This window comes from Paenibacillus sp. G2S3 (assembly GCF_030123105.1).
Classification (GTDB): Bacteria; Bacillota; Bacilli; order Paenibacillales; family Paenibacillaceae; genus Paenibacillus_AQ.
On record NZ_CP126095.1, the window covers coordinates 4231610 to 4257755 of the forward strand.

Below are 26146 nucleotides of genomic sequence, written 5' to 3' on the forward strand. Positions count from 1 at the left end.
TCTAGACATTGATTACCAACTCCTTTACAGCGGGCGCTTCGGAACAATACGCACACCTTGAATTGGCACTTTCATCATTACAAAATGCGGAATCGCATCGTATAACAAATTATCAATTTTAAGGGTCGCAATCGATCCTCTCTCCATCACCTTAACTTCATGTCCATAGGATATTAATCTTGTAATAACTGCGTCTAGTCTTTGATTAGAATTATCAAACCAAGACTCTGTTTCTATAAAGACAGCTTGTGATCGCTCTAGGGCAGGGAAAATAAGATTGATACTACTACCGATAAAGGTCTTCGCAAACTTTGTTTTCAATTCTAAAAAACGTTTAAAGCCTAACTCAATTCCATGGCGAATTTGTATAGGAAATAGAGCCTTTGCCCATATGTTACTTTGGTATAGATCATGTAATTTGATATTAACCTTTTCTAATTCGTTCAGCGATAAGAAAACATGCATGCATCCACATTCACGAAGTAGCCAAAGCATACAAATGACCTCATCCGTTACTGGACCCTCTTCCAAAATTTCTGCCCGAATGTTCTCTGTAATGCTTGTGTAGGCCTCCATATTACTGCGATATGCCCTTATTTCAACTTCAGCAGAGTCAAAGTACATGTCGCTCCCTAACAGACTAGGGATATCTTCAAGCAAATTCATTGCCTTAAGATAATCTGTAATCGCAGTTTCAAACTTTTTTAATTGTTTGTTAGACAGCATGGAAGCCTTTTTTAACCACCAATTTAGGTCACCCTTCACCTCAGCACTATTATGAAGTAAGGGTAGTAGAACAGTTTCTCTATAAAGTGTTGAATGAGCTTGATCAAAGCCTTCTTTAGGCACAGTTAAATTGTTCTCAGATTGTGTAAAATATCCCTCTAAGTAAAGCTCCAATATAACCGCTGCCGCCATGCAGCGTAAAGACACTTTCTTAACAGTAGTCATATGAAGACTTCTCTGTGCATTAAGTGCGATCAATGAAAAACTTGGTGCTAATTTTAAATCCATCATAACCATCCACCCCTATCCTAAATTCGTATTTACTGGATGATATTTATTCCGTGTGGTGAGCGTTTTGATTTCACTTACTACTTACTACTTATCACTTACTACTTACAATACTCTACATTTACATTATTTACAAGTCGCCATGAATAACAAGCAAAAAAGCCAGATCGCCAAGCAATTTCGTACATTGCTTTACCAATCTGGCTTTTGAATTAAGAATAACCTAAATTTTCTTTTTATGTATGGCCTAAGTCAGTAATATTCAGCACTGCGGTACAAAGTTATTTTTTTTTCATATTATAAAATAAGACCCGCAGTGAAAGGAATTTAAACTTATGGAATATTTGAATATGCTTGCTAAATTAGGTGTTGGAAATGCTCATCCTGGAGGGTTTACTGCAACATTAAAGCAATTTGAACAATATCCTCTACCAACAGCCTCCCGAATCCTTGAAGTTGGTTGTGGCACTGGCAGAACATCTTGTTATTTAGCTGCGCAAGGTCATGATGTAATAGGTATAGATATTCACCCAGATATGATCTCAAAAGCAAAAATACGGGCTGAAAAAGAGAATTCTTCAATTCAATTCTTAATAGGAAACGCAAGTTCGCTTCCTTTTCCTAACGAATCATTCGATGTCATTCTTGTTGAGTCTGTATCCATTTTCACTGATACAGAAAAGGCATTTTCGGAATATTATAGGGTATTGCGAACTGGAGGCAAGCTCTTTGACAGAGAAATGATCCAATATAAACCTATGTCTACAGAAATCAATCAAGAAATTACTACATTTTATCATGTTGAGAATCTATGGGGCTTTAATGATTGGTCAGCATTAGTAAACGCTATGGATTTTTATCATTCACAGATAGATGGTCCCTTCTTGTTTCCTAAATCAAGTGAGGATCTTACAGAGCATCCAGACCATTATCAACAAATGGATGCTGATTCCTTTCTTGACCACACGATTTGGGAAGTGATCAGCAAGTACAACAGTATAATGGAACGTTATCATGAATACATCGGGTTTATTCTCGTTATTGGAACGAAATAAAGGATTGGCTTACCCATCAACATTTGCGAAAAAAGAACAATAGCCTTGGAACAGTGGCTATTGTTCTTTCTGATAGCCTGCTATTATACAAAGAAACAAGCAGATAATATAATTACTAATAAGATATAAAGAACCAAAATTTCCCCAGTAGAAGTAAATCTGCCTCCAACTCCATAACCCATTGATTATCCCCTCCTTTTACTTCCTAAAATATAATATGCGCCACTATTCTAAAAGTATGGACTATCACCTAAATTACAGGTTCAGGATAGTCATTGGGCAAAAAAAGACTTGCTCGAAGTAGCGATGACTTCAAACAAGTCTTTTATCTTAAACTATAAATAAACTAATCCCTTAAGCAAAAACATACTCCCCGTCGCCGATCTGAATCGTCTTCCCTTTCAGCGCTAACGAATCCGTTTCAAAAAACACCTGTTTGAACTGGTTCTCATCCCCTTGCACGAAAGCAAAAGACTTATCTTCAATCATAAGGATCAAGGCACCATCCTCTGACTCTGTAACAGGCAGTCCGAATATCGAGCCCCAATGTTTAGCGGTAGCTGCAGGATCGGAGACATGGAATACAGCACGCACGATTTCAACATGACCAGCAGGATGAGGCTGGATGACTCCGGATGATGTTAATCTTTCCAATCTCTCTACATCTGTTCCGCTCCATTGAATGATGAACGGATAGACCAATCCTTCAAAGTCGCCCCCGATAGTCATCATGCGCCACTCTATCCATCTGCCCTCGTTATCCAGACGCTTCCCATCGATAATTGGAGATAGTGATAAACCTGCTGCACGTAGGGAATCCGCTATTTCTTCAATATCATCCGTCCGGATGACTACTCTGCTCAATACTTCATGCTCAGGTAGAAGCTTCACCGCGTCTTTCACCACTAGATTATGTTCGGTCGCCTTTGCTAGCTCAAGATTCTCAATGCCCAGAAATTCGAGATAGGTTAGCCCGAAATAACTTAATGCGTTATAGGTCCCCCAATCTTTATGAGAGCCTCCCTTAAAAGCAACCAAACCATGATCTCCAAAGATTTCAACCGGTTTGGACAGATCATTGACATAGTGTACTAAGTGATCCCATTTCACCGTTGCCATGATTACTTCACTCCCAGCTCAGTAGTACGCTTTACAGCTGCCAAAACACTTCTTTGCAGACCTGCTGCGAAATCACTGTTATTTAATTCGTACAAGCCATGCATCCCAACACCACCAGGTGAATTATTAATATCAAGCAGTTGTCTTGGATGCAGCCCTGTCTGCTGCAGCATAGCTACAGATCCCATCATATTCTCTAATGCAACACTCCAGGCTTGCTCACGCGGCAATCCGGCAAGCACACCTGCATCTACAAAAGACTCAATGAAATAATAAATATAGTTAGGACCAGCCACACCAAATCCAGTGAAAACATCCATTAATGCCTCATCCAGATATTGTACTTTACCAAATCCGAGTAAGAAATGCTCCACTTGATCACGGCTAGCGTAAGCATTTAAAGCTACACCGCTATATCCGTAGCCTGTATCAGTCAAAGTATTTGGAATGACACGGATAATCGACCGCTCAGCTCCAAAATAACCAGTTAATTGTTCATTCGTCACACCCGCCACAATCGAAACGATCACGGCAGTGGATGTAGCGAATTGTTGTACGATTTGTCCAAGTGTAGCCAAATTATCCTGTGGTCGCACCGCAACTACAATCAGATCTGCAGTAGATAGGCTATGCTCCTGAGAACTCTTCGTATCTACTCCGTATTTGGTATCCAAAAACTGAAGACGAGTTTCATTAATGTCTGATACACTAATTTGATCTGCAGACAGGGTGTTGTTGGATATACATGCGCGAATAATCGCTTCCGCCATCTGTCCTCCACCAATAAAATGAATCTTTTCTTGTGTCACTTGCGTTCACTTCCTTACTTAATTGTTGTCCCAGGCTTCAGGCAGAATGAAACCATCGTATTTTTCTATTCCACGGATATATTCTTCAAACTCTTTAGATTCATAAGCGGCTTTCAAGTCTTTCGCCCACTGCGTATTCTCATCCTTTTTATTAACCGATACGATAATTCTATGTTCCATAGGCGTATTTTCGATTTTTAAGGCATCCGTAATCTTTCTGTCTGAATTAGCAATATAATTCCCGTTTACAACGCCATAATCAACATCTTGCAGTGAAACTAGGATTTGAGCGGGGTCTAATATTTTAATATCAATGTTATATTTATCCGGCTCCATGCTGTTGATGTTAAAATCAGCTACGCCTGCGCCTTCTTTAATTTTGATCCAACCCAATTCTTCCAGGATACGCAGTGCACGCTCTTGGTTCACCGGATCATTCGGAACAGCTACGGTTGTACCATCTTTAACATCGTCAAGTGTAGTATGATTCACGGAATAAAGACCTTGTGGAGCACCAGGAGCATAAGCAATTCCTACCATGTCTGCTTTTATTTCTTTGTTGATTGCTTCCATATATGCTGTGCTTTGGAAGATACTTGCGTCAATGGAGCCTTCCTTCATCGCAGGGTTAACCTGCATGTTTTGCGAAAAGGACTTAATTTCAACACTATAGCCTTGTTTCTCTAGGATCGGTAGAATCGATTGGCGGAATTGCTCCTCATAGGTGCCCACACCGAATCCAATGGTAAGCTTCTTCTTATCTCCAGAATTATCGGATTGACTATTCCCGCAAGCGGTCAACACCGCTAGAACCCCTATCATCAACACTACTATCAACTTTTTCATCACTTCATCTCCTATTCAAATATAGATTGTTTTAGTTGTGCTAACGCAGCATCCGTCACATTTAGTGGGATGGCGCAATTTGGAGAAAGAATAAACGGCTGATCCTTCATTAATGTCAGTGCTTCTTTAGCCTGCTGCTTAATTTGTGCAATATCATTTACAGCGAACAACCCATGATCCACGCCACCTACTTTAGTAGCTTTGAGATTTGCTTCTAAACCGGGGTTTCCCTCGGCAACAGTATCCCAACTGATCCCATCAATTCGATAATCATTGAATTTCTCAGGCTGAGCATAGGCCCCACAAGTATGAAGAACGTTTTTGCCGTAGCTTGCAGCTTCTAACACAATAGAGTCATAAGGTCTGGAGAACTCATCAAACATGGCTTCATCAAATAATCCTGGGTGAGCGGTGCCCGTCACTGCGTAGAACAAGCCGTCAGAACCTGCTTGCTGTAGCTCTTGAACATAATCAGCTAAGGTTAATGAAATCGTATGTAATGCATGATGCGCTGCCGCTCGATGTTCCTTAAACAATGACTCCAAAGTTACCGGGTGCTCAATGCCAAACACTGTTTTTGTAACATAAGCAGAACGGCCAACAATAAATAGCAATACAGTTAATGGTGAGAATACCGTTTGAATCAGAGGGGTGTCCGGTAGACCTTTACGAATTTGCTTAACCGCTTCTAAATGCTCTACCAAGGATGCTGTCTGTACTGCCTTTTTAACTTCGAGATCCCATAGATTAGCCGCTGATGGAATAGCAGTCGTTTGCTGCCTAGGAAATACGGTCTGATAATCCGTAAAATCATATTGATTCCCCCAAGCTTCCGCCAAATAAGTCGCTCTTGGATTAATCTTGACCCAATCCCAATCATATTGTTTCGTAAAAGAAATCGTAGTTTGTGCTAAATCATATGCAGTTTGCTCTTTGTCGATAAAGTGGCGCCAGCCACTTACAATTGGGCGATCTGCCTTTTCTCCGGATAATATCGCTTTAAATCGATCTTGCTTGCTCCATTCACTCATCTGTCGATTCCCTCCTGGATTATGTAATATCTAGTAACGGCGAATTTTTCTTGCTAGCGTGTTGCCTAAAGATTGAATGCCTTGCACTAAAATAATGAGAATAATAACAGTAGCTACCACGACAACCGTGTCAAAACGTTGATATCCATATACAATCGCCAAGTCTCCGACACCGCCGCCCCCTACCGTTCCAGCCATTGCAGTTGCACCGATCAATCCGATCGTCGCCGTTGTCAAAGACAGAATTAATGATCCAACCGCCTCTGGCAACAAAAAGTACCATATCACTTGAAATGGCGTTGCCCCCATCGCTTCAGCAGCTTCAAGAATTCCCGGATTCACTTCAAGCAAGGAGTTCTCTACCAAACGTCCAATATAAGGTGCAATATAGATTATTAAAGGTACGATCGCTGCGCTTGTCCCAATCGAAGTATGCACAATCAAACGAGTGAACGGTACAATCGCCACGAGTAAAATAATAAAAGGCAGAGAGCGTATAATGTTGATGATCGGATTTAATATGGCGTAAAACGCTTTGTTCTCCAAAACCCCACCTGGACGAGTGATTACAAGCAATATCCCAAAAGGAATCCCAATCAAAGAACCAACAAACAAGGAGACGCCAACCATCTGAATCGTTTCGATAATCGCCTGCAGAAATTGATCACCTGTTAATGTGGTCGAAAACATTAGATTCTACCTCCTCTACACCGACTCCATGACGTTTTAAAAAAGATAACGCATTGTTAATCTCAGCTGTATCTCCACTGCATTGAATAATTACTGTACCCAGTGTCGTTTCCTGAATCTCCGTCGTATTCGCAAATAAAATATTGACCTTCATATCGAAGGATCGAATCATCTCGAACAGGATAGGCTCAGAGGCGCTTTCTCCAACAAAATTAAGTTTATAAAGAATACTTCCCGCTTCTGTTTTGATGGATTTTTGGACGCTCGGTGTAATACTATTTTGAATAACCGTCTTCACAAAATTTTGTGTCGTCTTATGCTTGGGGCTACCGAATACATCCAGAACGCTTCCTTGCTCAATAATTCGGCCCTCTTCCATCACCGCCACCTTGTTGCAAATCTCTTGAATGACAGACATTTCATGTGTAATGATCATCACAGTAATGTTGTACTCCGCATTGATTTTTTTTAATAGCTGTAAAATAGAATGTGTTGTCTGTGGATCTAAGGCAGAAGTTGCTTCATCACATAGAAGGATGGATGGATTCGAGGCAAGCGCTCTGGCAATTCCGACACGTTGCTTCTGTCCACCTGATAATTCACTAGGATAGCTCCCCGCTTTGTCACTTAATCCAACAAACTCTAGCAACTCTTGTACACGCTGGCGGATTTCATTCTTATTCTTTTTCAAGAGAACTAGAGGAATCGCAACATTATCAAATACTTTTTTAGATTCTAATAGATTAAAATGTTGAAAAATCATGCCGATATTCTTCTTAGCCGTTCGTAACTCTTTATCGTTATAGGTCCCTAAATCACGCCCAGCAACGAAAACCTGTCCTTCTGTGGGTCTCTCCAAATAATTGACTAAACGAATTAATGTACTTTTCCCTGCACCACTATAGCCGATAACCCCAAAGATATCGCCTTTATCGACCTTTAAATCGATCCCTTTAAGTGCATCAATAGTGATCCCTTTCCGAGTGAACGTTTTGTAAACCTGTTTTAATTCAATCATGTACATTCCTCTCAATCATTTTCAGGATTTAGGATTAGGAGCTTAATTAAGCTTTGTCTTGTAGCTTCACCAGCGCTTGTTCTGCCAATAAGGCGAAATATTTCGCAGCGGGTAAAATCGCAGCCTCATCCACGTCGAACCGAGGGTGATGTAACGCATACGCTGGACCTGATCCTATATTTACAAAGGCACCCGGGATCTGTTGTAAATAGAATGAGAAATCTTCTCCTCCCATTTGCGGAGGGATATCATGTACTTCATATCCGGAATTTAAGGCGATCTCTTTGGTAAAGTCCGCCCATTCGCCATGATTAATCGTTGCTGGTGGTCCTGGATACCAATGTAGCTTAGCCTCTGCTCCAGTAGCTGCAGCAATCCCTTCAATAATTCGAGTCATTTGGACTGGAATTTGGCGACGGATCTCTTCATTGTAAGTTCGCACCGTACCTTCTAATTCCACTTTTTCCGGCAGGACATTCCATGTGAAGCCCCCATTAATTCTGGTGACACTTAGCACCACCGGTTCTGTAGTACTGTTTTGGCGGCTTACGATGGTTTGTAGCGAGGTAATAATCTGAGCCGCAGTGACAATGGAATCCACACCTTTTTCAGGATAAGCAGCATGAGCGCCGACACCTTTTATCGTAATTTCAAACCGATCAACACCTGCTGTTAAAGCTCCTGTTCTTGTTCCAAAAGCTCCTGTAGGCAGGTCTGGTGAATTATGTAAACCGAATATAGCGTCAACATCCTTGAGTCCACCTGATGCTAAGACGCTCTCCGCCCCATGCCCTGTTTCTTCCGCTGGCTGGAACAATACTCGCACCTTTCCAGGCAATTCGCTTTCACGAGCCTTCAGCAATAAGGCAGCTCCTAGTATAGTAGCCGAGTGAAAATCGTGCCCACAGGCATGCATTTTTCCAGGGATCTCTGAGGCAAAAGGCAAGCCGGTCTGTTCCTCTATCGGAAGTGCATCAATATCACAGCGTATGGCTACCACAGGACCGTTGCCTTGCCCGATCTCTGCAATGAGTCCGGTTTGTAAAGGAAGGTCAAGCATATGAATATTGGCATGGGTCAGCCATTCCCGTAATTTCTCTGTGGTCTTAAATTCTTCATAAGCTAATTCAGGCTCTCTGTGCAGGTTTCTTCGAACCTCAATTAATTGATTCGCTAAAGCTTGATCCACCTCATTTAGTATTTTCATAATGTAAGTTCTCCCCTTTCTTTATGCTTCCGACGTATCTTCAATACCTTTAATCCGGTCGAGCGCAGTTGCTAGACTGCTTAAAATATGATCTCGCATTGCTTTTTCTGCGCCATCTTCATTGTGGTCAGCAATCATTTGCAAGATAAGATCATGTTCTTCATCTGCCTGTGTATTCCAATCTCCATGCATCGAGACGAATCGACAATAACGAAGGGAATGATCTCTTAATTGATTCAGAACTTTCTCGAATGTTTTAAGTTCACTAATTTCTGATAAATAATCATGGAACTCAAATCCATAGGTTACAAAATTCTGATTGTCGCCAAGCTGGAAGGAGTGTTTCATTTTTGTGATCATCGTCGTTAAATTAACAATATCGTTCTCTTTAGCATGTTTAGCTGCATTTCTTGCAATATAGCCTTCAAGCATGCTGCGAATTTGGAATATTTCTTCTACCTCTTTGAGGGTCACAGAAGCTACCCGCAGTCTTCCATTTGGCTGTCGAATGAGAAAATCCTCGTTCTCCAATCTCTGAATAGCCTCTCTTAGTGGAGTACGACTAACCCCTAATAACGCCGCCAAATTTTCTTCATGTACCGGTTGATTCGGCTCTAATTCACTATCTATAATTTTTTGTTTTAATGCATCATAGGTATTATCCTTTGATAATCTTCGTGATCGTATCGCCATATTTATACTGCTCCTCATCGATAATCTGTTGGGCAAGAGCCCAATATTATATTTGTATAATTGTATACAATTATTAGTTGTGAATGGATTCGTTCAAGCTTTTTTTATACTATATTCCAATTAATCCACCTAGTCAAGTAGGATTTAGAGGAATAATGTAATTATCTTCAACATAAAAAAAGCTCTACAACCGCAAAGGGTCGTAGAGCTTAATTAGATATTTGATAGAACTTGAAGTGTATTAAAATTTAATAATCCCTGAAGTATGAAGCAATACCAAAAATACAAGAATTGGCGCAACATACCGGAGCATAAACAACCAAACGCGGAACCAACCTGCCTTAAGTCCAGCCGCTTCTGCTGCACCTTTCCAGAAATAACCGGCAAAGATGGTAACCAACAGACCGCCTAGTGGCAACATAATGTTAGAGGTTACAAAATCAACCCAATCGAACAGTGCTTTGCCGCCAAACGACAGCTCAGGGAACATTCCCAAAGACATCGCCGAAGGAACACTGAGTAGGAAACATACTAGAGACAAAATCCAAACTGAACGTTTCCGGCTCCAATTCCAGCGCTCCATGGCGAAAGATACTGGCACCTCAAGCAGGGAAACGGCAGAAGTTAAAGCGGCAATCGCCAGCAAAATAAAGAATAAACCACCAAAGAATGCACCTAGCGGCATAGCTGAGAAAGCTGCTGGCAAAGCAATGAAAATTAGCGAAGGGCCCTGATCAGGAGCAATGCCAAATGAGAATGTCGTCGGAAAAATAATCAATCCTGCGATAAACGCATATAACAAATCTCCCGCTCCGACTGCGAGTGCAGCTGTACCTAGCGATTGTTTTTTATCCACATAAGAGCCGTAAGTCAGGAGGATCCCCATCCCGAGCGACAATGAAAAGAAAGCATGTCCCAATGCGACTAGCGCAGATTCCGCCGTCAGCACCGAAAAGTCCGGCTTGAGGAAAAAGGCTACCCCTTCGTTAGCACCCGGTAAGGTCACTGCTCGAATCATCAATACAAAAAGGAGAACGACCAGACCAGGGATTAATACTTTATTAAATTTCTCAATCCCACCTGAGACTCCAAGAATCACCACACACGCCGTAATAAGGATTGCGATCCCCTGCCAAACAATCGGCATAGATCCTGAGATAAAGGAGTTGAATTCACCTGCATAATCAGTAGTACTGAACAGTTGTCCATTAAAGGCAATCATTGCGTAGTTCAACGTCCATCCTGCAACAATGATATAAAAGGAGAGAATTAAAAAGGGTGCAAGGACTTGCAAAAATCCGACTGCCATCCAGCTCTTCCCGCCTCCGGCTCGTACAAATGCGGTAGCCGCGCTTCCTCGTCCACTGCGACCGATGGCCAGTTCTGCCAACAGTACGGGTAAACCGATCAACACTAAACATACAATGAAGAGAAGGAAGAAAGCTGCTCCCCCATTTTCCCCAGTAATATACGGAAATTTCCACATGTTCCCCAATCCTACTGAGCTTCCGATAGCTGCGAAAATAAAGCCAGCGGAAGAGAAACGCTCTTTCTTCTCCGAGAGAAGATTTTTTTCACCTTTAAATTGATTCATTCTTATGCCCCGTTTTCTTTTTTTTCTTTTTTAGACCTCATTATAGCCTATGTTAGCATGATCGTCATATGAAAATTTTCTGAATATTTTTAGTATTTTCAATAATTATCCAATTCAGTCACAGAATTCATCGTAACGAAAAAAAGAGCTACATGTTCTAGTCTTGGACTAGAACCGTAGCTCCTTCTTCAATCTCTTTTACTATAAAGAGATTATTCTTTTACAGCACCAACCACAATCCCAGTTACAAAGAAACGTTGCAGGAAAGGATAAACCAATAGAATTGGTAAAGCACTTATGAAAATCTGCGAGGCTCGAATGGTTCGTTGAGATAAATTAGCAACGGCTGCCGGATCAAGCTTCGACATATCTGCCTGAACAATAATCGTTTGCATAAACGTCGCTAGCGGAAGCTTGTCTGCATCTCTAATATAAATGATACCATCAAAGTATGCGTTCCAGTGTCCTACCATAAGGAATAGGGAAATGGTTGCGATAACAGGTAAGGAGACCGGTAAATATATTTTTAAAAAGGTCTGAAAATGCCCCGCCCCATCAATAAAAGCTGCTTCCTCAAGATCCTTAGGTACGGTACGGAAGAAATTCAGAAGCAAAATGATGTTAAATACAGCAACTAATCCAGGAAGAATAAGCGCCATCAATGAATTCATAAGACCAAGCTTCAGAATTAGAATGTAACCCGGAATCAGACCACCGCTGAACAGCATGGTAACAACAAAATACCAAAGATAGACGTTTCTTGCACGAAACACTCTTGTTTCCTTAGACAGCGCATAAGCTGCAACCGTATTTACCACCAGCGCAAGTCCTGTTCCTAGTACTGTCCGTTCCACAGACACCCATAAAGAGTTAAGAAAATTGACATTATTAAATGTCTTTGCATAGGCTTCAAAGGTAAAGCCAATCGGCCAGAATGTGACTAATCCAGCATTAGCAGGTGCGGATGCGCTAAGAGATACCATGAGTAAGTGGTACAAAGGTAGCAGGCAGAGCACGGAAAGGATAGTCAGGCACACATTATTGATTATACTGAATATTCGATATGGAATTGTTTTATGGTACATCAGTTGTCATCCTTTCTAGAAAATTCTGTACCCTGCAAATCTATAAGCAAGTCGGTAAGAGACTACGATTAAGACTAAGCTGATTACCGATTTGAATAGATTAACTGCGGTTGCGAAGCTGAACTGTCCGCTTAGTAGACCTTCTCTGTACACAAAGGTATCAATGATATCTCCCTGCTGATAGATCAATGGACTGTACAAGTTAAAGATCTGGTCAAAGTTTGCGTTGAGCACATTACCCAGTGCCAAGGTTGCGATAACGATAGCGATTGGGATTAACGCAGGAATTGTAATATACATCGTTTGTTTCCAGCGCCCCGCCCCATCCACTTCAGCAGCTTCATAGAGTGACGGATTTATACCCGAAAGTGCCGCTAAAAAGATAATCGTATTGAAACCAAACTCTTTCCAGACATCACTAGCAATGATAGTGAACCTGAACCAGTTACCGTCCCCTAGAAAGAAAATCGGCTTGATGCCGAATACGGATGTGAGGAATTGATTGACAATACCTGTCTGAGCAAGGATATCGATAAGAATCCCTGAAAGTGTAACCCATGACAGAAAGTGCGGAAGATAAACGAGTGTTTGAATAGTTCTTTTTAGACCCATTCTCCGTACCTCATTTAACAATAACGCGAAAATGAACGGAATAATCAAGTTCAAAACAATCTTGGAGCACGCAAAAAACAACGTATTCCACGTGATGGATAAGAAATAATCATTCTCCCACATGTACCTAAAATGCTTAAGTCCGACCCACTCGGAATCAAAAAAACCTAGCGCAGGTTTATAGTCTTGAAATGCCATAAGAATTCCGGACATCGGAATATAAGAAAAAATAAAAACCATGAGTGCCGCTGGCAACACCATTAAATGGAGAATCCATGGTTGATTAAAGCCTTTTTTTCTTTTTTTACTCGGCTGACTTTCTAGGCTCGCCTGCTGTATCGAGTTAACCTCTAACTTAGCCTCCATAGCTCTCTCCTGTTCCCAAAAAAAATATTTTGTGTGTGATGGGGATCTCTGCTATAAATAGTATCAGGCGTTTCTCAGGTTTGACTATATAACATTGTTAGGCTTGATAGGGTTTTATTAGGACAACATCTGGAGGGGCATTTATGAATTTATGGAAGCGCTTTACAAAACTTAGAGGGAACTTACAATCTCGATTTAGTCTGTTTGCCAAAATAAACAGCTTGATCATAATCCTATTCATTCCCATCATTATCATGTATACCTTTTCAAATAACGTCACCTTCGAGGTTGTAGGCAAAGAGTTGCAGTCGTCCAATACGAAACAGCTCACTTTTTTATCTAATCAGATTGATTCGCGAATTAATCAGATGATGGACTTCACCCTTATTCTTTCAAGAGATCCCAATGTCAGGGCATTCAATGGATTAAATGTTTGGGAAGATCGATATGATCAGATGCAGACAAGATATATTATCCAGGAAAAGATGGTGCTTCAAGCTGGGGTTACAGATATTTGGCCTACCAGATACGCCGTTCATTCACAGCAGAATAAAGATGTCATCGCTAATTACGACAGACCCGCTGGTTATGATGAGAATTATTTAAAAGCAAATATGAGTGGAAGATGGACGTATGGTGATCATGGCGTGGAATCACAAGGCGATCTAAAATCCTTTTACTGGTTCTTAACGGATTCCTTAGCTCAGCCGGGGACGTTAACGGGAAGTAGCCTAGTCATTGAAGCCAGCTTCAGTTATACGAACATTCAGAACATGCTTGATTCGTATAAAGCAGGTGGGCAAGGCGATCCGTTCTTTTATCACAAAGGAGAGAAACCGATCCTTAACCGTAGCGCGGACAAGCAGCTATCCGACGAACTAGTTCGTTACCTGGATAATCACTCTCCGGAGAATACAACTCAGGATGTAGTGAAACTAAATGGGAAGAATTATTTGGTCAGTTCTGTGAAATCTGCCTCTTTGGATTGGCATTTAGTAGATGTTGTTCCCCTGTATCAAATTCTCAAGCCGATTTCTCTTAGTCGAGATTTATTCTATATCACAATGATTCTGCTATTTGTGGTGGGAGTATCCTCTTCCATTCTGCTATATAGAAACGTTCAATATCCGATTAAAAAGCTAGTCAGCGGTTTACAACGCGTACAACAAGGAGACTATTCCGTACGGCTTCATAGCAATGAGCAAAATGAATTTTCGTTTCTGTTCCGTCGTTTTAATGATATGTCCCATCAAATTCAAGACCTGATAGAAAATGTATTTAATGAAAAGATTCGTGCTCGAGAAGCTACTCTGAAGCAGCTTCAAGCTCAAATTAATCCGCATTTTCTCTATAACTGTCTTGGGTATATTATCAATATGGCCCAAATGAAGGATGAGGACGCTGTCGTCTCAATGGCTTATAATCTAAGTGCTTACTATCGTTATACCACCCGGATGGAACGGGAGACCGCTTCTTTGGAGGAAGAAATCAAGCTCCTGGTCAACTATTTAGATATCCAGAAACTGCGCAATGGCAGAATTGATTATCATATTGATATTCCTGAGGATATGCTTAGCCAGTCTGTGCCACGCCTAATGCTCCAACCTATGGTGGAGAATTCTGTGATTCACGGAGTAGGTAAGTCCTATTCATCAGGTGAGATTAAAATTAGTGGTGAGAAATCGAATGGTTTCTGCAAAATCCATATCGATGACGATGGTCCTGGCTTGGATCCGGATCAGCTAGAAGCATTAAACCGTAAAATGCAGGAGCCTTTGCAGGAGGAAATGGGCTGTGGTCTTTGGAATACGAATCAACGGATCATTCACCTGTTCGGCAATCGTTCAAGTCTTACATTCAAGCCATCCCCTCTCGGTGGATTCCGAACAGAAATTATCTGGGAAATCCCCACTGAGGATGATAGTTATAAATTAAAGGAACATCAAGGAGACTAACAACATGCAGATGATCATAGTAGACGACGAAGCACACTGGGTAGATAATCTTTCCATGACTAAACCCTGGCATACGCTTGGAATTGAACAGGTGCATAAAGCTTATTCAGCACGTGAAGCGCTACAAATTATCGATACGCATCCCATTGATATAGTAATCTCAGATATTCAAATGCCAGAAATGACGGGAATCGAATTGATTGAGCGGATAAGAAAACACAACAAAAAAATTAAATGTATTATATTATCCGGCCATTCAGAATTCGATTATGCCAAAAAAGCACTCCAGAACAAGACCGTAGATTACTTGCTTAAACCGCCGACTGATGATGAATTGCTCGGAGCAGTCAAAAATGCGATCAATCAATTGAATGCAGAATGGGAGCTCATAAGCTCTCTTAAGCGAACCCAGTTTACCCTCCGGGAGAATCTCCCTGTTCTACGGGGGCGATTGTTACTGGATGCCTTACAAGGTCATCGATTCCAAGCCGGTGAATGGGAACGGAAGCTCGTGAGCTACGATCTGCCCTTCCAATCCGGAGAATCCGCTTTGATGCTAGTACGAATGGAAGAAGAATTCGGAGAATTTGATAATACCGATCAAACCTTGATTGAATATGCGATCATTAATATGGCTGAAGAGATTATGGGTGAATTTATGGAGGTCTGGGGCGTTAAGGAGGAACACGGATACCTTGTGTTTCTGCTCCAGCTTAAAGAACAAGAAACTGACCTTGGAAAAGAATCCATATTAGAGAAGCTGTCTTTACAACTTCAATATAAGGTTAAACAATTTCTGAAAGGCTCACTATCCATTGTAATCACCGAGTGGTTCAAGTTTCCTGAGCAGCTGTCGAATCGTTTCCATCAGGCCTCCTCCTCTTTCCGTCAAATTGTCGGAGATGAGCGAGAATTCATTATGCGGGTCAGTGACTTGGAACATCCCGCAACGCAAGGGCCTTTAGACGCCCTTTATACCCCCCCCTCTTTGATTCATCTACTGGAGAGTGGACATTGGGAGGCGGCCGAAGAGAAATTGCTTGCCGTCTGTGCCGAACTGGATGAGAAATGGTCTGAATCCTGGGAGCATTGCATGGAGGCTGGCTTTTTAATTACTGCCTCTTTCACGAATCTTGCACACCGCAATGGTCATACGCTGGCAAACATAATGGGGACCGATATGGAAGCGTTGCAGAGTGGGGATGCTTTTACCAGCATTAGTAAACTAAGAAAATGGTCGCTAAGTGTTCTAGCCAATCTCAAAGAAGGAACATCCAACGAAATCAAAGACATACGTTCAGAGTATGTAAAGAAAATTCAAGATTATACGGATAAGAACTTGCATGATGATGTATCATTACGTGTTCTAGCTGACCATGTAAATCTCCATCCGACCCATTTATCAAAAATCTATAAGATCGAAACAGGTGAAGGGATTAGCGATTATATCTCGCGCTTGCGGATGGATCGTGCCTGTCATAAGCTGAAGACCACCACTAAAAAAGTCTATGAAATCAGCATGGAGATTGGGTATATGGACCCTGCTTATTTTATCAAAGTATTCAAACGGCAGTTTGGGGTAACACCGCAGGAATATAGAGACACAAAATAAATAGCATGATAGAGTCCTATCGAAACTAAAAATCTCATATAGATGACATCCCCGACAAGTTGTTAAAGTTACACTTGTAAAGATCATACACAGTAGGGGGAATTGAAGAATGATCAAGTTCAAGAAAATGTGGTCGCTTCTCACGGTCACAGCACTTATCACTCTCACAGCATGTGGCAGTAGCGGCACATCTAATGAGAACGCCAAAAATGGTAACGCTACCAAAAATACCCAATCCGAAGCAGATGCTGCTTTCGCAAAAGGCAAATACGATCCACCGATCGAGTTCAGTGCCGTATTGATGCCTAAGAAGTATGTTCAAGGTGATACCAAAGAAAATAACGTTCACGATCGCTGGATGCTTGAAACACTCGGCATGAAGCATAAAGATACTTGGTATCCTGCAAATGACGATCAATACAGACAAAAGCTTCAACTTGCCATTGCTTCCGGCGAAAAGCTTCCTGATTTCGTTTTTGCACCAACTAACGCAGTATTGACCAATCAGCTTATTGATTCCGGTCAGTTCATTGCTATCGATGAGTTATTTGATAAGTATGCAAACAAAATTCTGAAAGATCACGTTGCCGCACAACCAGAGCTTTGGTACCCATTCACTAAAGACGGTAAGAAATATAATCTACCGATCCTTGAATATACAGACAACGATGATACGCTTCTGTGGTTGCGTGAAGATTGGATGGAAAAGCTTAATCTGGAGGCGCCTAAGACCATCGCCGATCTTGAGAACATCATGGATAAATTCAAGAACGAAAACCCTGATGGCTTAGCTCCTAAAGACGTGTACCCGCTTGCAATTTCTTTGAAAAACAATACAAATACCTGGATGGGCCAACTCGACTGGTTATTCGGGGCATACGGTACGATTGAGGAACAATGGAATAAGGACAAAGACGGCAATCTTGAATATGGTTCCATTAACCCAGGTGCAAAGCAAGCACTCGCAAAGCTTAGCGAATGGATGGATAAAGGCTATATTCACACGGACTCCGCCCTTTGGGATGAAGGTAAATCTGCTGAAAGCTTCACCAAAGGTGCAGCTGGTATTCTACCAGGCGCCAACTGGGTTCCAGACTGGCCGGCTCCCGATCTTATGAAGAACGTACCTGGAGCGAAGATTAAAGGTTATGCGGTTCCGGCAGGACCAGATGGTTTGATTGGAACCAAATGGCAAAATTCTGGTGTAAACGCTAGTATCATGATTAACAAGGATGCTAAGCATCCAGAAGCGATTTTCTTGTACTATAACTACTTGCTTGATAACTTAGCTAACCCGGCTGCAGGCAGTCAATATGAATATGGCTTTGCTAAAGGTTACGACTGGGATATGATTGATGGACAACCTACAAGTGATAAAGACAAGATTAAAGACTTCTCCAATGAATTCCCATTCTTAACAGGTCCGGCTCGTATTCCTGATCTGTTTATGAAGACTTTGGTTAAACTTGCTGATGGCGAGACACCTGTAACACCTTATGAAAAACAAATGGCAGAGTTCCGTAAACCAGAAAACTGGGCGGCAGGAAAAGTTGTTATGTCACAAATAGATATCCGTAAACAAAACTACTTCACTGGTGCTGCGACACCAACAATGGTTTCCAAATGGAACCTGCTTCGTCAGTCCGAAATGGAAACTTTCAACAAGATTATTTACGGCAAACTGCCAGTAGATTCCTTTGACCAATTCGTTGCCAATTGGAAATCCAATGGCGGTGACCAAATCACTAAAGAAGTTAACGAATGGTTCAAGTCTGTTTCCGCGCAATAAGCTTTAACAAATATAGAAACAAGCCGGAGCGTTCATTTGCTCCGGCTTGTTTTTATGTCCAGTGATCTCCTCTTTTGGAATTTGAACAATAGAGAACTGCTTGTCCCCTACACGGTCATTAATGCGTTGTGCTTACTAATAAATCTTCTAGATATTTCACCTACAGCAATCGGAAGTTGCATCCAGACATAAGCATGGATGGAATTTGCAACATGCTCTATTTCGTATACATCTACTAGACTAGAGAACGAATGTAGACTGCTTCTAATTTTGTCATCCGTCCACTCTTCTTCGCTAGGAAGAAATAAGATTGGACATCTCACCTTTTGGTAATAATGCTCAAACTTCACATCCCAATATTTTTGAATATATTCTGTTCTCACACGATTTAAATAACAATATGTATAATTACCATTTGGTATCTGTTGTAGATTGTGATAGAAGAAAGATTCGAAATATTCATTCCATAATCCATGCTTAGTAAATTCCGCTCGCTCTTCCTCGACGTACTCTTCTTTATTTTTAAATACACGTTCTTTTCGTTCAGCTAATTGAGCTCGGATTTCTTGTTTTTTATGTTCCAATTCTTCCCCTGTGCCATTAAATAACCCGTATTCCCCAAACTCATTATATAAAGCGCCCTCACAAACAAGGGATAGAACGAGCTCTGGATGTGACGCAGCTAAACTGAGTCCGACTTCAGCCCCCATTGAGCTGCCTATTACATGGCATTTAGTTACTTGGAGTCGCTGTAGCAATAAATAAACATCATTTGCCATATCATCGATATGATATCCTGTATCTGGCTTATCAGATTTGCCATGTCCTCTGAGATCAGGAGCAATGATACTATATTCCTGTTCAAATTGGGGAATGATTCCTTTCCACATGTTCAAATTCCCACCACTAAAGTGTAGAAATAAAACAATCACCTTATGATTCAAGGTATATCTTACATTAATACATATATCATCTAACCTGATCATTTCCTCTATCAATTTCTATACCTCCAAAACTATCAAAATCATCTTAACATACAAGATGAGGTACCGTATCCAGCAGAAAATTATCAAAGTCAAGTATAACTGCCTTCATGGCACCCCATTTCATTTATTGCTTTAGAAGCGGCTTTCCCCCTTTGATTCCGACAAACTCAAATAGTCGAATTTCACTAAGCAGCCTTCACCCTGCGGAGATTGTCCGACAACACCCGCTACGCATTCAGCACCTTCCTTCATTCCAAAATATCGGATCAGTGCCCAGTTCGCTCCGTCCTCTGAATAGGAGAAAGTAACGCAATGATTTTGCTTGGTGATACGCAAATATGGATTATCTACAGCAACTTGTACGGAGTTACAATCATCTGACATCCCTTCCCTTGTCACCACAGACACGATTATGGGATACTGTCCGTCAAACTCAAAGCAAATCTTGGCCCAGTTATAATGGTCCATCATAAGCATGAGGCAGCCTGAATCATATTTATGCCGCATATTGACACTAATTCTGGTCGTCATTTCAAAGGAAGTACCCACAGGGGTGGATAAGAATGGCGCTGAGCTTGCGAAATGTTTACCTGCCGGGTCTTGGAAAAAGTCTGATTTGGGAGGTGCTATTAATGTCAGTTCATCTAAATCTGTAAATTCCCAGGTTTCGGGATGATTCATCCAGCTCAGTTGTTTTCTTGTTTCGTTTACAAATAAGTTTACAGTCATTCTTCTTCTCCTATCATCAATGGTTTTTTCAACATAACGCCTAGCCTTTAAGCCCACAAGAAGTACTTCTGTTTCTTCCCTAATGATAAATTCTAATCTTAGTAGCCCCATTCAAAGTCTCAGTTACGGGTACGATAATGATTACAAATTTTGCCTTCTTTGTAATAATGGCAGATAGTTTTTATTTTTACAATCTCCGATAGAATAATAGCAAAATATTTCATAATTCATTAAAAGAATTACACAAAAAAAGAGATAACTCCCAAGGAGTTATCCCATAATCATAATCAATCTACTTAGCTTGCTTTACACAATCAATCCTTATCAGGAATGATAAATGACACCGTAGTTCCCAAGCCAGGAATACTTTGAATGTGCAAGCCCTGTCCATATAATTGTGTCAGTCTTCTATCCGTATTAAGCAGCCCAATTCCTTGATTCTTATAGCCATTCGGATTTAACAGCTTGCTGACTTGTGCTTCGTCCATTCCAATCCCTGTATCTACAATGTTAAAATGAACAGCATCCGCACGTGTCTCAATGTGAATACGCAGTGTTCCACCTTTAGCGCGACTTAAAACGCCATGTCGAACAGCATTCTCAACTAGTGGTTGAATCGTAAGCGGAGGCATCAACATTTCAAGATTCGCATCTACTTCCCATTCCACATGGAGTCTCTCTTCAAAACGTTGCTGCTGGATATATATATAATTCTCTACCAGTTTAAGCTCCTGTGACAGCGTAACGAGCTTGCCTGCATTTAAGAAGTCAAAACTTATGCGCAAATAAGTTGTGAATGCATCTGATAACTCTCTCATTTTGGCAGTGTCAAAGTCACTTAAGGACATGATCGAATTCAGTGTATTGAAGAGAAAGTGTGGATGGATCTGCGCTTGTAAATAAGCACCCTCCATCCTTAACCGATCATTGACCGCTCGCTTCATAGATGAAAGGGACAAGGCGCGATACTTCAATTCCATCGCATCTACCGGTTTGGTGACATAATCATTTGCTCCAGCCAAGAAGCCCGCATAGACATCCTCCCGCTCACTACGAGCAGTCAGTAGTATAATAGGTAATTCATACATCGTGAACCGCTCACGAATCAATCTTGTCAATTCATAACCAGACATGCCCGGCATCATCACATCAGTGATGATCAGATCAAATCGATCATGGTTTAACTTATCCAGCGCTTCCCGTGCAGAAGTCGCAGTAACCATCTGATAGGTTCCATCTGACAAAATATTTTGTAAAACTTTTAGATTGACCGAATCATCGTCAACTGCCAGAACACGTATAATATCAGAGTCTGAATCAACCTTAGAGAGTGGCTCTACTTCCTTCGTGGAATATGTGGCAGCTACCATAGTAGATGTCTCAGCTGTTATCCATGCGCTGAATGGTGATAATGTTATCGTATCCTTTTCTAGTTGAACTTCCGAAATTGATGATTGAACACGCTCATCTACTACGGGTAATTTGAAGCTGAACTTACTCCCCTGACCCGGCTGCGATTGCAGCAATAATTCACTCCCGTGCAGCTCGACCAGTTCCTTGCAGATGCTAAGTCCCAGTCCAATACCACCTTCCCCGTAAGCCCCTTGTTCATAGCGCATAAAGACACGTTTCTTCAATGCCTCATCCATACCTATTCCTGTATCCGTAACATGTATCCATACATCCCTACCCACTTGTTCAGCGACCAGTTCAACCTTACCCTGTTCGGTATACTTAAGTGCATTATGAACAAGATTTATCAGAATCTGTACCAATCGCTCCTCATCAGCATGTACACGCGGCAAATCCTCATTAATATGCATGCTAAGCTCCACCTTTGTTCCACCGGTAAGGAAGCGTAACATATCCAGCACGCCCTCAGCCAAGGAGCTTACATGCACTGCTTTTATATTCATCACAATCCGTTTATCCTGCAATCTCACCACATCAAGCAAATCATTCAGCATGAGCGACATCCGCCGACTAACCATAATTAGCAGTTCCATATCACGTTGACTCTCTTCATCCAGCACATGTTTTTTCCTCGTTAACACGCTCTGGGCAATATTCATAATTCCATGTAGGGGAGTCCGTAGTTCATGTGACGTATTCGCCAGAAAACGGTCTTTTAATTTATTCGTCTCTGCCAATTGAGCGTTTAATAACACATTCTGATGGGACTGATTAAAGTATCTTCTAAACCAATAGGCAGAAAAAGTGGCTAGTGCAGCAATTAAATCTACCGGATAAAACATAAATTGCGAGGTTCCTGCGTAATAAACAGACGCCCATAGTATATTGTTAATCACAGCAAGCACTGAACATAATAAAAATAGTGCACCCTCAGCTCGAATGGATACCATCTTTATAAAATAATAAGCCGTCCAACATACTGGAACGTAATACAGGATCATATAGACCTCTTTTTCGATTGAATATAGTACTGTCTCTTCTGGACCAAAGATTATAAATAGTGTAAAAACGAGGAGTGAGAAGATGTAACTATAAAAGGCCTTGCCTTTCCGCAGATTCCCATAAAGCTCTCTACCCATCAGGAACAGGAACAAGCAGAACCCTATATACGAAAGAACCTTTAGCTTCAACGTCCAGGCAAAATCAACCTGAAGAAACCGGAACAATAGTCCATTATGTTCAACCCCAATGGATACAGCCGCTGCAACCATCATCGAGAAGAAAATAATCAACTCTGTTTTTCGCACATCCATCAAATAGATGATCAACAAATACAGCCCATGTAGTAGAAGCAGTACCCCTACGATTAGCTGCAAGCCGATGGAATTCCAGTAGACTGTATCTATCTCATGTTGAATGCCAAACTCTACAGACCTAACAATGCCTCCTTTTAACGGAGACTCATAATTTGACGCCCGAACAAACAGATCCATTTGGTTCTGATCTATCGGTGTATAACTGATCAGGAATGACTTGGTGACAGAAACATGGCCTTCTTTCTCATCAGATAACACACCAAACCGTGAGAGAACTGTTCCATTAATCTCCACTTCAGAAGCAGTATAGATAGATTGGAACCAAAAGCTAAGTGGCTCAGATAAGGGTTGATCCAGCAGAATTCGCAAATGATAAGTTCCGTATCCATATGCCTTTTTTTGCTCTTCAGGCTTAAATATAGCATTCCAGTTACCCGGTACCTGAAGCCTCTGCCCCTTCGTAGCGTTGTCGATATTGGTAGCATTCACCCATTGTTCGGGATAAAACTCCCATTCACCATCCAGCGGAAAGGTGCTTAGTGATTCAATGTCCACCCCACGTAAATCTAACACGCCTTGCTTCAAAGCAGGAGGATTGGATAACGAAAAATGATTATACCAGCCCCAACGTACAATAATTAAAAGACCGATAAATACTACTATGTATAACATATGACTTAACTTAATTTTATTCTCCGGAGTTCTCATGTACGCCTCATTCTTCGATAAATTTAATAGTGCTATATTCCCATCTTCCACTATTGAATATTATAGTCTGATTATACTATATTATGAGGTTTATAGAGGTGGGTAATCCTAGTTTCAAAGGACAAAAAAAGAAACTCCATTTTGAGCGGAGTTCCCTTTTTTTAAATTATATCGAATCACTACTCTTGTTCATTAGCATTTCTACCATTTTTTGATAACCCCTATTTTGCGCATGCTGTAAGGGACTAACACCGTTAGAATCTGCTATATGAATATCAGCACCATGATGTATTAACAATTGCACTATAGCCTGATGTTCTTTGCCCCCATCGCCTAGTATGATAGCTTCTAGTAATGCAGTCCAACCCAGATTATTGACATGATCAATATTGACGTCAGAACTTGTAAGAAGTTCTTCCACAATATCCACATGACCACGGTCTGCAGCAGGGATGAGTGCGGTCCCCCCAAACCTATTCACAATTGAGGTATCAGCACCTGCAGCAATAGATACCTTCACAAAATCAAGCATTCCTTCAGCGCCTGCATAAAGAAGTGGATTATCCGAGCGATTGTCGCGGATATTGATGTTGGCACCTTTTTCAAGCAATAATTTAAATATATCCAGTTGATTCGTGTGTACAGCGATTAAAGCGGGCGTTCTACCCTCATTATCTGTAACATCAATATCTGCACCGTCTGTTAATAGTTTTGTTATAAGCTCCTTATCCCCTTCACGAGTCGCTGCTAACAGCGCTTGGTTCAGCTTATCCATTTCATTGTTCACCTCCTGAGTTGATTGCTGCTCTTGGCTGTTTAACACCTTGAAATCATCTGTCTGACATCCTGAAATAAAGAGGAAGAGTGTTAAGACGAGAAAGCGCATGACATTCAACACCTTTCATGTAGACTCGCCTTATTTCGAAGTGAATGTGGCTTGAGAGGTTGCCCATGCGCCTAGTGGTGTCACAGTATACACTGTCCCAGCAGCCAATTTACCGCTATCCGTAATATCGAATACACCTACGGCACCTTTACGACTGGAGAATTTATAGGTTGCAACCCATTTCTCTCCGTTTGGAGCGGTTAGTTGTACACTACGACCCGAAAACAATTCATCTTCAGGGTCTTGAACCAAGGATACATTGATGGATGTATCGCTGACAGCTTCAGCGCCAGAGAGTTGTAGTGGCGCTATTTCTTTTGCTTCGAATGAAGGATTTGATATATTGGCCCAGTCGGATGTTACGGTATATTTCACACCTGGTTTCAAGACTTGTCCTTCAGGAAGTCGGAATTTCGGCTCAATCTTACCATCTGTTGATTGTGTAAATGGAACATACTTGGCAACGATGGATGCCCCGCCTTCTGGTGTAATCGTTACTTGTCTACCTTGCATGGAAGGAATGATTTGATACGTAATACCATTTGCTCTGTTGTTCTCATCCAAAACAAATGCGTTAGCACCACGACCACCACTGTATGCAGAGATGACATATCCATAGTCAATGACGCCATTTGTTTTCAGTGCTTCAATCTCAAAGGTGTCGTTGGTTACCTGAGTGGTTGCTGTCATATCCACCTTGGCTGCGTTTCCTACAAATGATCCTGCATTCTTACCTTTGTACGTTAAATTATAGGTTGTTCCAGCTTTTTGCACCGATGTAGGAACAATGTACGTTGCAACGGAACCCGATTTCAGCCGCGGCATATTCGTTAAGGTTAGACCGTCATTGAATACAAAATCTTCTTTTGCTTTAGCAAACACCTCATTCTCAGCTGTCAAAGGAGCATCTAAGGTTACGATTAATGTAATTTCATTAATCGATCTCACACTTGTAATTTGAGCTTTTTCGGAAGGCATTGCTTTACGTGCTGTATTTAGTAAGGCCGCTACTTCTCCACGTGTTGCGGGTTCCGTATTAGAATTCAATTGATTAATCCAGTAGTTAACCGATAAGACGTCACGCTTCAACGCCTTCGATACAATTTGCACGATTTCTTCATCCGTTACCGTTTTATTAGGGCTAAATTTACCATCATCCGTTTCCATTATCCCTAAACCAACAAGTACTGACGCATATTTGTAATACCATACGTTAGAGTTCACATCGGTGAATGGGGCAGTGTTCTCTTCAGCGCTTTGTAATTTAAAAGTCAATACTACCATTTTCGCTAATTCTGCACGATTGATTGGATTGTTCACACCCATCGAATGATCTGCATAACCCTGTAACACACCTAGTCCCGAAAGTACTTCAACGGCTTCTTGAATTTCTTTATCTGATAACTTAGATGCTGCTGTAGATATCCCTATGTTGCTTGAAGCAGGTGCTGCTTGTACATTTAACACGGCAAAGGGTAAAGAGGTTGCACCTAGTGTTGCTGCGACCATTAATGCTGCTGCTTTTTTAGAAACGATTCTCACTGTATTTCCCCCTCAAAAATCATTAAGTTATTTGTTGCTCATGTCTATAACTAAATGATAATGGAAAGAAA

Annotated in this window: 22 protein-coding genes; 4 read left to right on the forward strand and 18 right to left on the reverse strand. The window is 41.3% G+C overall.

The window, feature by feature from the left end; translation table 11 throughout:
• Positions 1-24: 24 nt before the first annotated feature.
• The gene (locus tag QNH28_RS18580) at positions 25-1017 is read right to left on the reverse strand and encodes a hypothetical protein (protein WP_283907983.1); all 993 of its coding nucleotides are present in this window, start codon (positions 1015-1017) and stop codon (positions 25-27) included.
• A gap of 332 nt (positions 1018-1349) precedes the next feature.
• On the opposite strand from QNH28_RS18580, the gene QNH28_RS18585 reads away from it, so the two are divergent.
• Positions 1350-2069 (forward strand): class I SAM-dependent methyltransferase, encoded by a 720-nt coding sequence (locus QNH28_RS18585; protein ID WP_283907984.1) that lies wholly within the window; start codon positions 1350-1352, stop codon positions 2067-2069.
• Positions 2070-2152: 83 nt separating this feature from the next.
• Here QNH28_RS18585 and QNH28_RS18590 read toward each other — a convergent pair whose 3' ends face one another.
• The 12 genes from QNH28_RS18590 to QNH28_RS18645 all read right to left on the reverse strand — a co-directional run bounded on the left by QNH28_RS18590 (position 2153) and on the right by QNH28_RS18645 (position 13139).
• Positions 2153-2251, reverse strand: coding sequence for a YjcZ family sporulation protein (locus QNH28_RS18590; RefSeq protein WP_283907985.1), 99 nt, complete (start codon positions 2249-2251; stop codon positions 2153-2155).
• Positions 2252-2423: 172 nt separating this feature from the next.
• Positions 2424-3188, reverse strand: a complete 765-nt coding sequence (locus QNH28_RS18595; RefSeq protein ID WP_283907986.1) for a VOC family protein — start codon at positions 3186-3188, stop codon at positions 2424-2426.
• A 2-nt stretch (positions 3189-3190) separates the two neighbouring features.
• Positions 3191-3997 (reverse strand): pyrroline-5-carboxylate reductase, encoded by an 807-nt coding sequence (proC, locus tag QNH28_RS18600; RefSeq protein WP_283907987.1) that lies wholly within the window; start codon positions 3995-3997, stop codon positions 3191-3193.
• 18 nt (positions 3998-4015) lie between these two features.
• The gene (locus tag QNH28_RS18605; RefSeq protein WP_283907988.1) at positions 4016-4843 is read right to left on the reverse strand and encodes a MetQ/NlpA family ABC transporter substrate-binding protein; all 828 of its coding nucleotides are present in this window, start codon (positions 4841-4843) and stop codon (positions 4016-4018) included.
• Between the two features lie 11 nt (positions 4844-4854).
• On the reverse strand, positions 4855-5874 hold the full coding sequence (locus QNH28_RS18610) for a uroporphyrinogen decarboxylase family protein (RefSeq protein WP_283907989.1): 1020 nt from the start codon (positions 5872-5874) through the stop codon (positions 4855-4857).
• 30 nt (positions 5875-5904) lie between these two features.
• A complete protein-coding gene (locus QNH28_RS18615; RefSeq protein ID WP_283907990.1) occupies positions 5905-6564 on the reverse strand; it encodes a methionine ABC transporter permease in 660 nt (219 codons plus the stop codon).
• The gene (locus QNH28_RS18620) at positions 6539-7582 is read right to left on the reverse strand and encodes a methionine ABC transporter ATP-binding protein (protein ID WP_283907991.1); all 1044 of its coding nucleotides are present in this window, start codon (positions 7580-7582) and stop codon (positions 6539-6541) included. Before QNH28_RS18620 ends, QNH28_RS18615 begins: the two co-directional genes overlap by 26 nt.
• 46 nt (positions 7583-7628) lie before the next feature.
• Positions 7629-8789, reverse strand: coding sequence for an amidohydrolase (locus QNH28_RS18625; RefSeq protein WP_283907992.1), 1161 nt, complete (start codon positions 8787-8789; stop codon positions 7629-7631).
• Positions 8790-8810: 21 nt separating this feature from the next.
• Positions 8811-9482 carry a GntR family transcriptional regulator gene (locus tag QNH28_RS18630; RefSeq protein WP_283907993.1) on the reverse strand — a complete coding sequence of 224 codons (672 nt, stop codon included), beginning with the start codon at positions 9480-9482 and terminating at the stop codon, positions 8811-8813.
• Positions 9483-9723: 241 nt separating this feature from the next.
• Positions 9724-11076, reverse strand: a complete 1353-nt coding sequence (locus tag QNH28_RS18635; RefSeq protein WP_283907994.1) for a sodium-dependent transporter — start codon at positions 11074-11076, stop codon at positions 9724-9726.
• Positions 11077-11288: 212 nt separating this feature from the next.
• Complete coding sequence (locus tag QNH28_RS18640; protein WP_283907995.1) at positions 11289-12161, reverse strand: carbohydrate ABC transporter permease; 873 nt, start codon at positions 12159-12161, stop codon at positions 11289-11291.
• Between the two features lie 15 nt (positions 12162-12176).
• Positions 12177-13139, reverse strand: a complete 963-nt coding sequence (locus QNH28_RS18645) for an ABC transporter permease (protein ID WP_283907996.1) — start codon at positions 13137-13139, stop codon at positions 12177-12179.
• Positions 13140-13282: 143 nt separating this feature from the next.
• Here QNH28_RS18645 and QNH28_RS18650 point away from each other — a divergent pair, with 143 nt between their 5' ends.
• The 3 genes from QNH28_RS18650 (at position 13283) to QNH28_RS18660 (ending at position 18495) form a co-directional block, all read left to right on the forward strand.
• Entirely contained in the window at positions 13283-15094 is a 1812-nt protein-coding gene (locus QNH28_RS18650) for a sensor histidine kinase (RefSeq protein WP_283907997.1), read from the forward strand.
• 4 nt (positions 15095-15098) lie between these two features.
• The gene (locus tag QNH28_RS18655; protein ID WP_283907998.1) at positions 15099-16706 is read left to right on the forward strand and encodes a response regulator transcription factor; all 1608 of its coding nucleotides are present in this window, start codon (positions 15099-15101) and stop codon (positions 16704-16706) included.
• 109 nt (positions 16707-16815) lie between these two features.
• Complete coding sequence (locus tag QNH28_RS18660; protein ID WP_283907999.1) at positions 16816-18495, forward strand: type 2 periplasmic-binding domain-containing protein; 1680 nt, start codon at positions 16816-16818, stop codon at positions 18493-18495.
• A gap of 107 nt (positions 18496-18602) precedes the next feature.
• Here QNH28_RS18660 and QNH28_RS18665 read toward each other — a convergent pair whose 3' ends face one another.
• The 5 genes from QNH28_RS18665 to QNH28_RS18685 all read right to left on the reverse strand — a co-directional run bounded on the left by QNH28_RS18665 (position 18603) and on the right by QNH28_RS18685 (position 26075).
• Positions 18603-19493 carry an alpha/beta fold hydrolase gene (locus tag QNH28_RS18665; protein WP_283908000.1) on the reverse strand — a complete coding sequence of 297 codons (891 nt, stop codon included), beginning with the start codon at positions 19491-19493 and terminating at the stop codon, positions 18603-18605.
• Between the two features lie 120 nt (positions 19494-19613).
• A complete protein-coding gene (locus tag QNH28_RS18670; RefSeq protein ID WP_283908001.1) occupies positions 19614-20210 on the reverse strand; it encodes a DUF1349 domain-containing protein in 597 nt (198 codons plus the stop codon).
• Positions 20211-20524: 314 nt separating this feature from the next.
• A complete protein-coding gene (locus QNH28_RS18675) occupies positions 20525-23611 on the reverse strand; it encodes an ATP-binding protein (RefSeq protein WP_283908002.1) in 3087 nt (1028 codons plus the stop codon).
• Between the two features lie 202 nt (positions 23612-23813).
• Positions 23814-24422 carry an ankyrin repeat domain-containing protein gene (locus tag QNH28_RS18680; protein ID WP_283908003.1) on the reverse strand — a complete coding sequence of 203 codons (609 nt, stop codon included), beginning with the start codon at positions 24420-24422 and terminating at the stop codon, positions 23814-23816.
• 141 nt (positions 24423-24563) lie between these two features.
• On the reverse strand, positions 24564-26075 hold the full coding sequence (locus QNH28_RS18685; RefSeq protein ID WP_283908004.1) for an S-layer homology domain-containing protein: 1512 nt from the start codon (positions 26073-26075) through the stop codon (positions 24564-24566).
• Between the last annotated feature and the right edge of the window lie 71 nt (positions 26076-26146).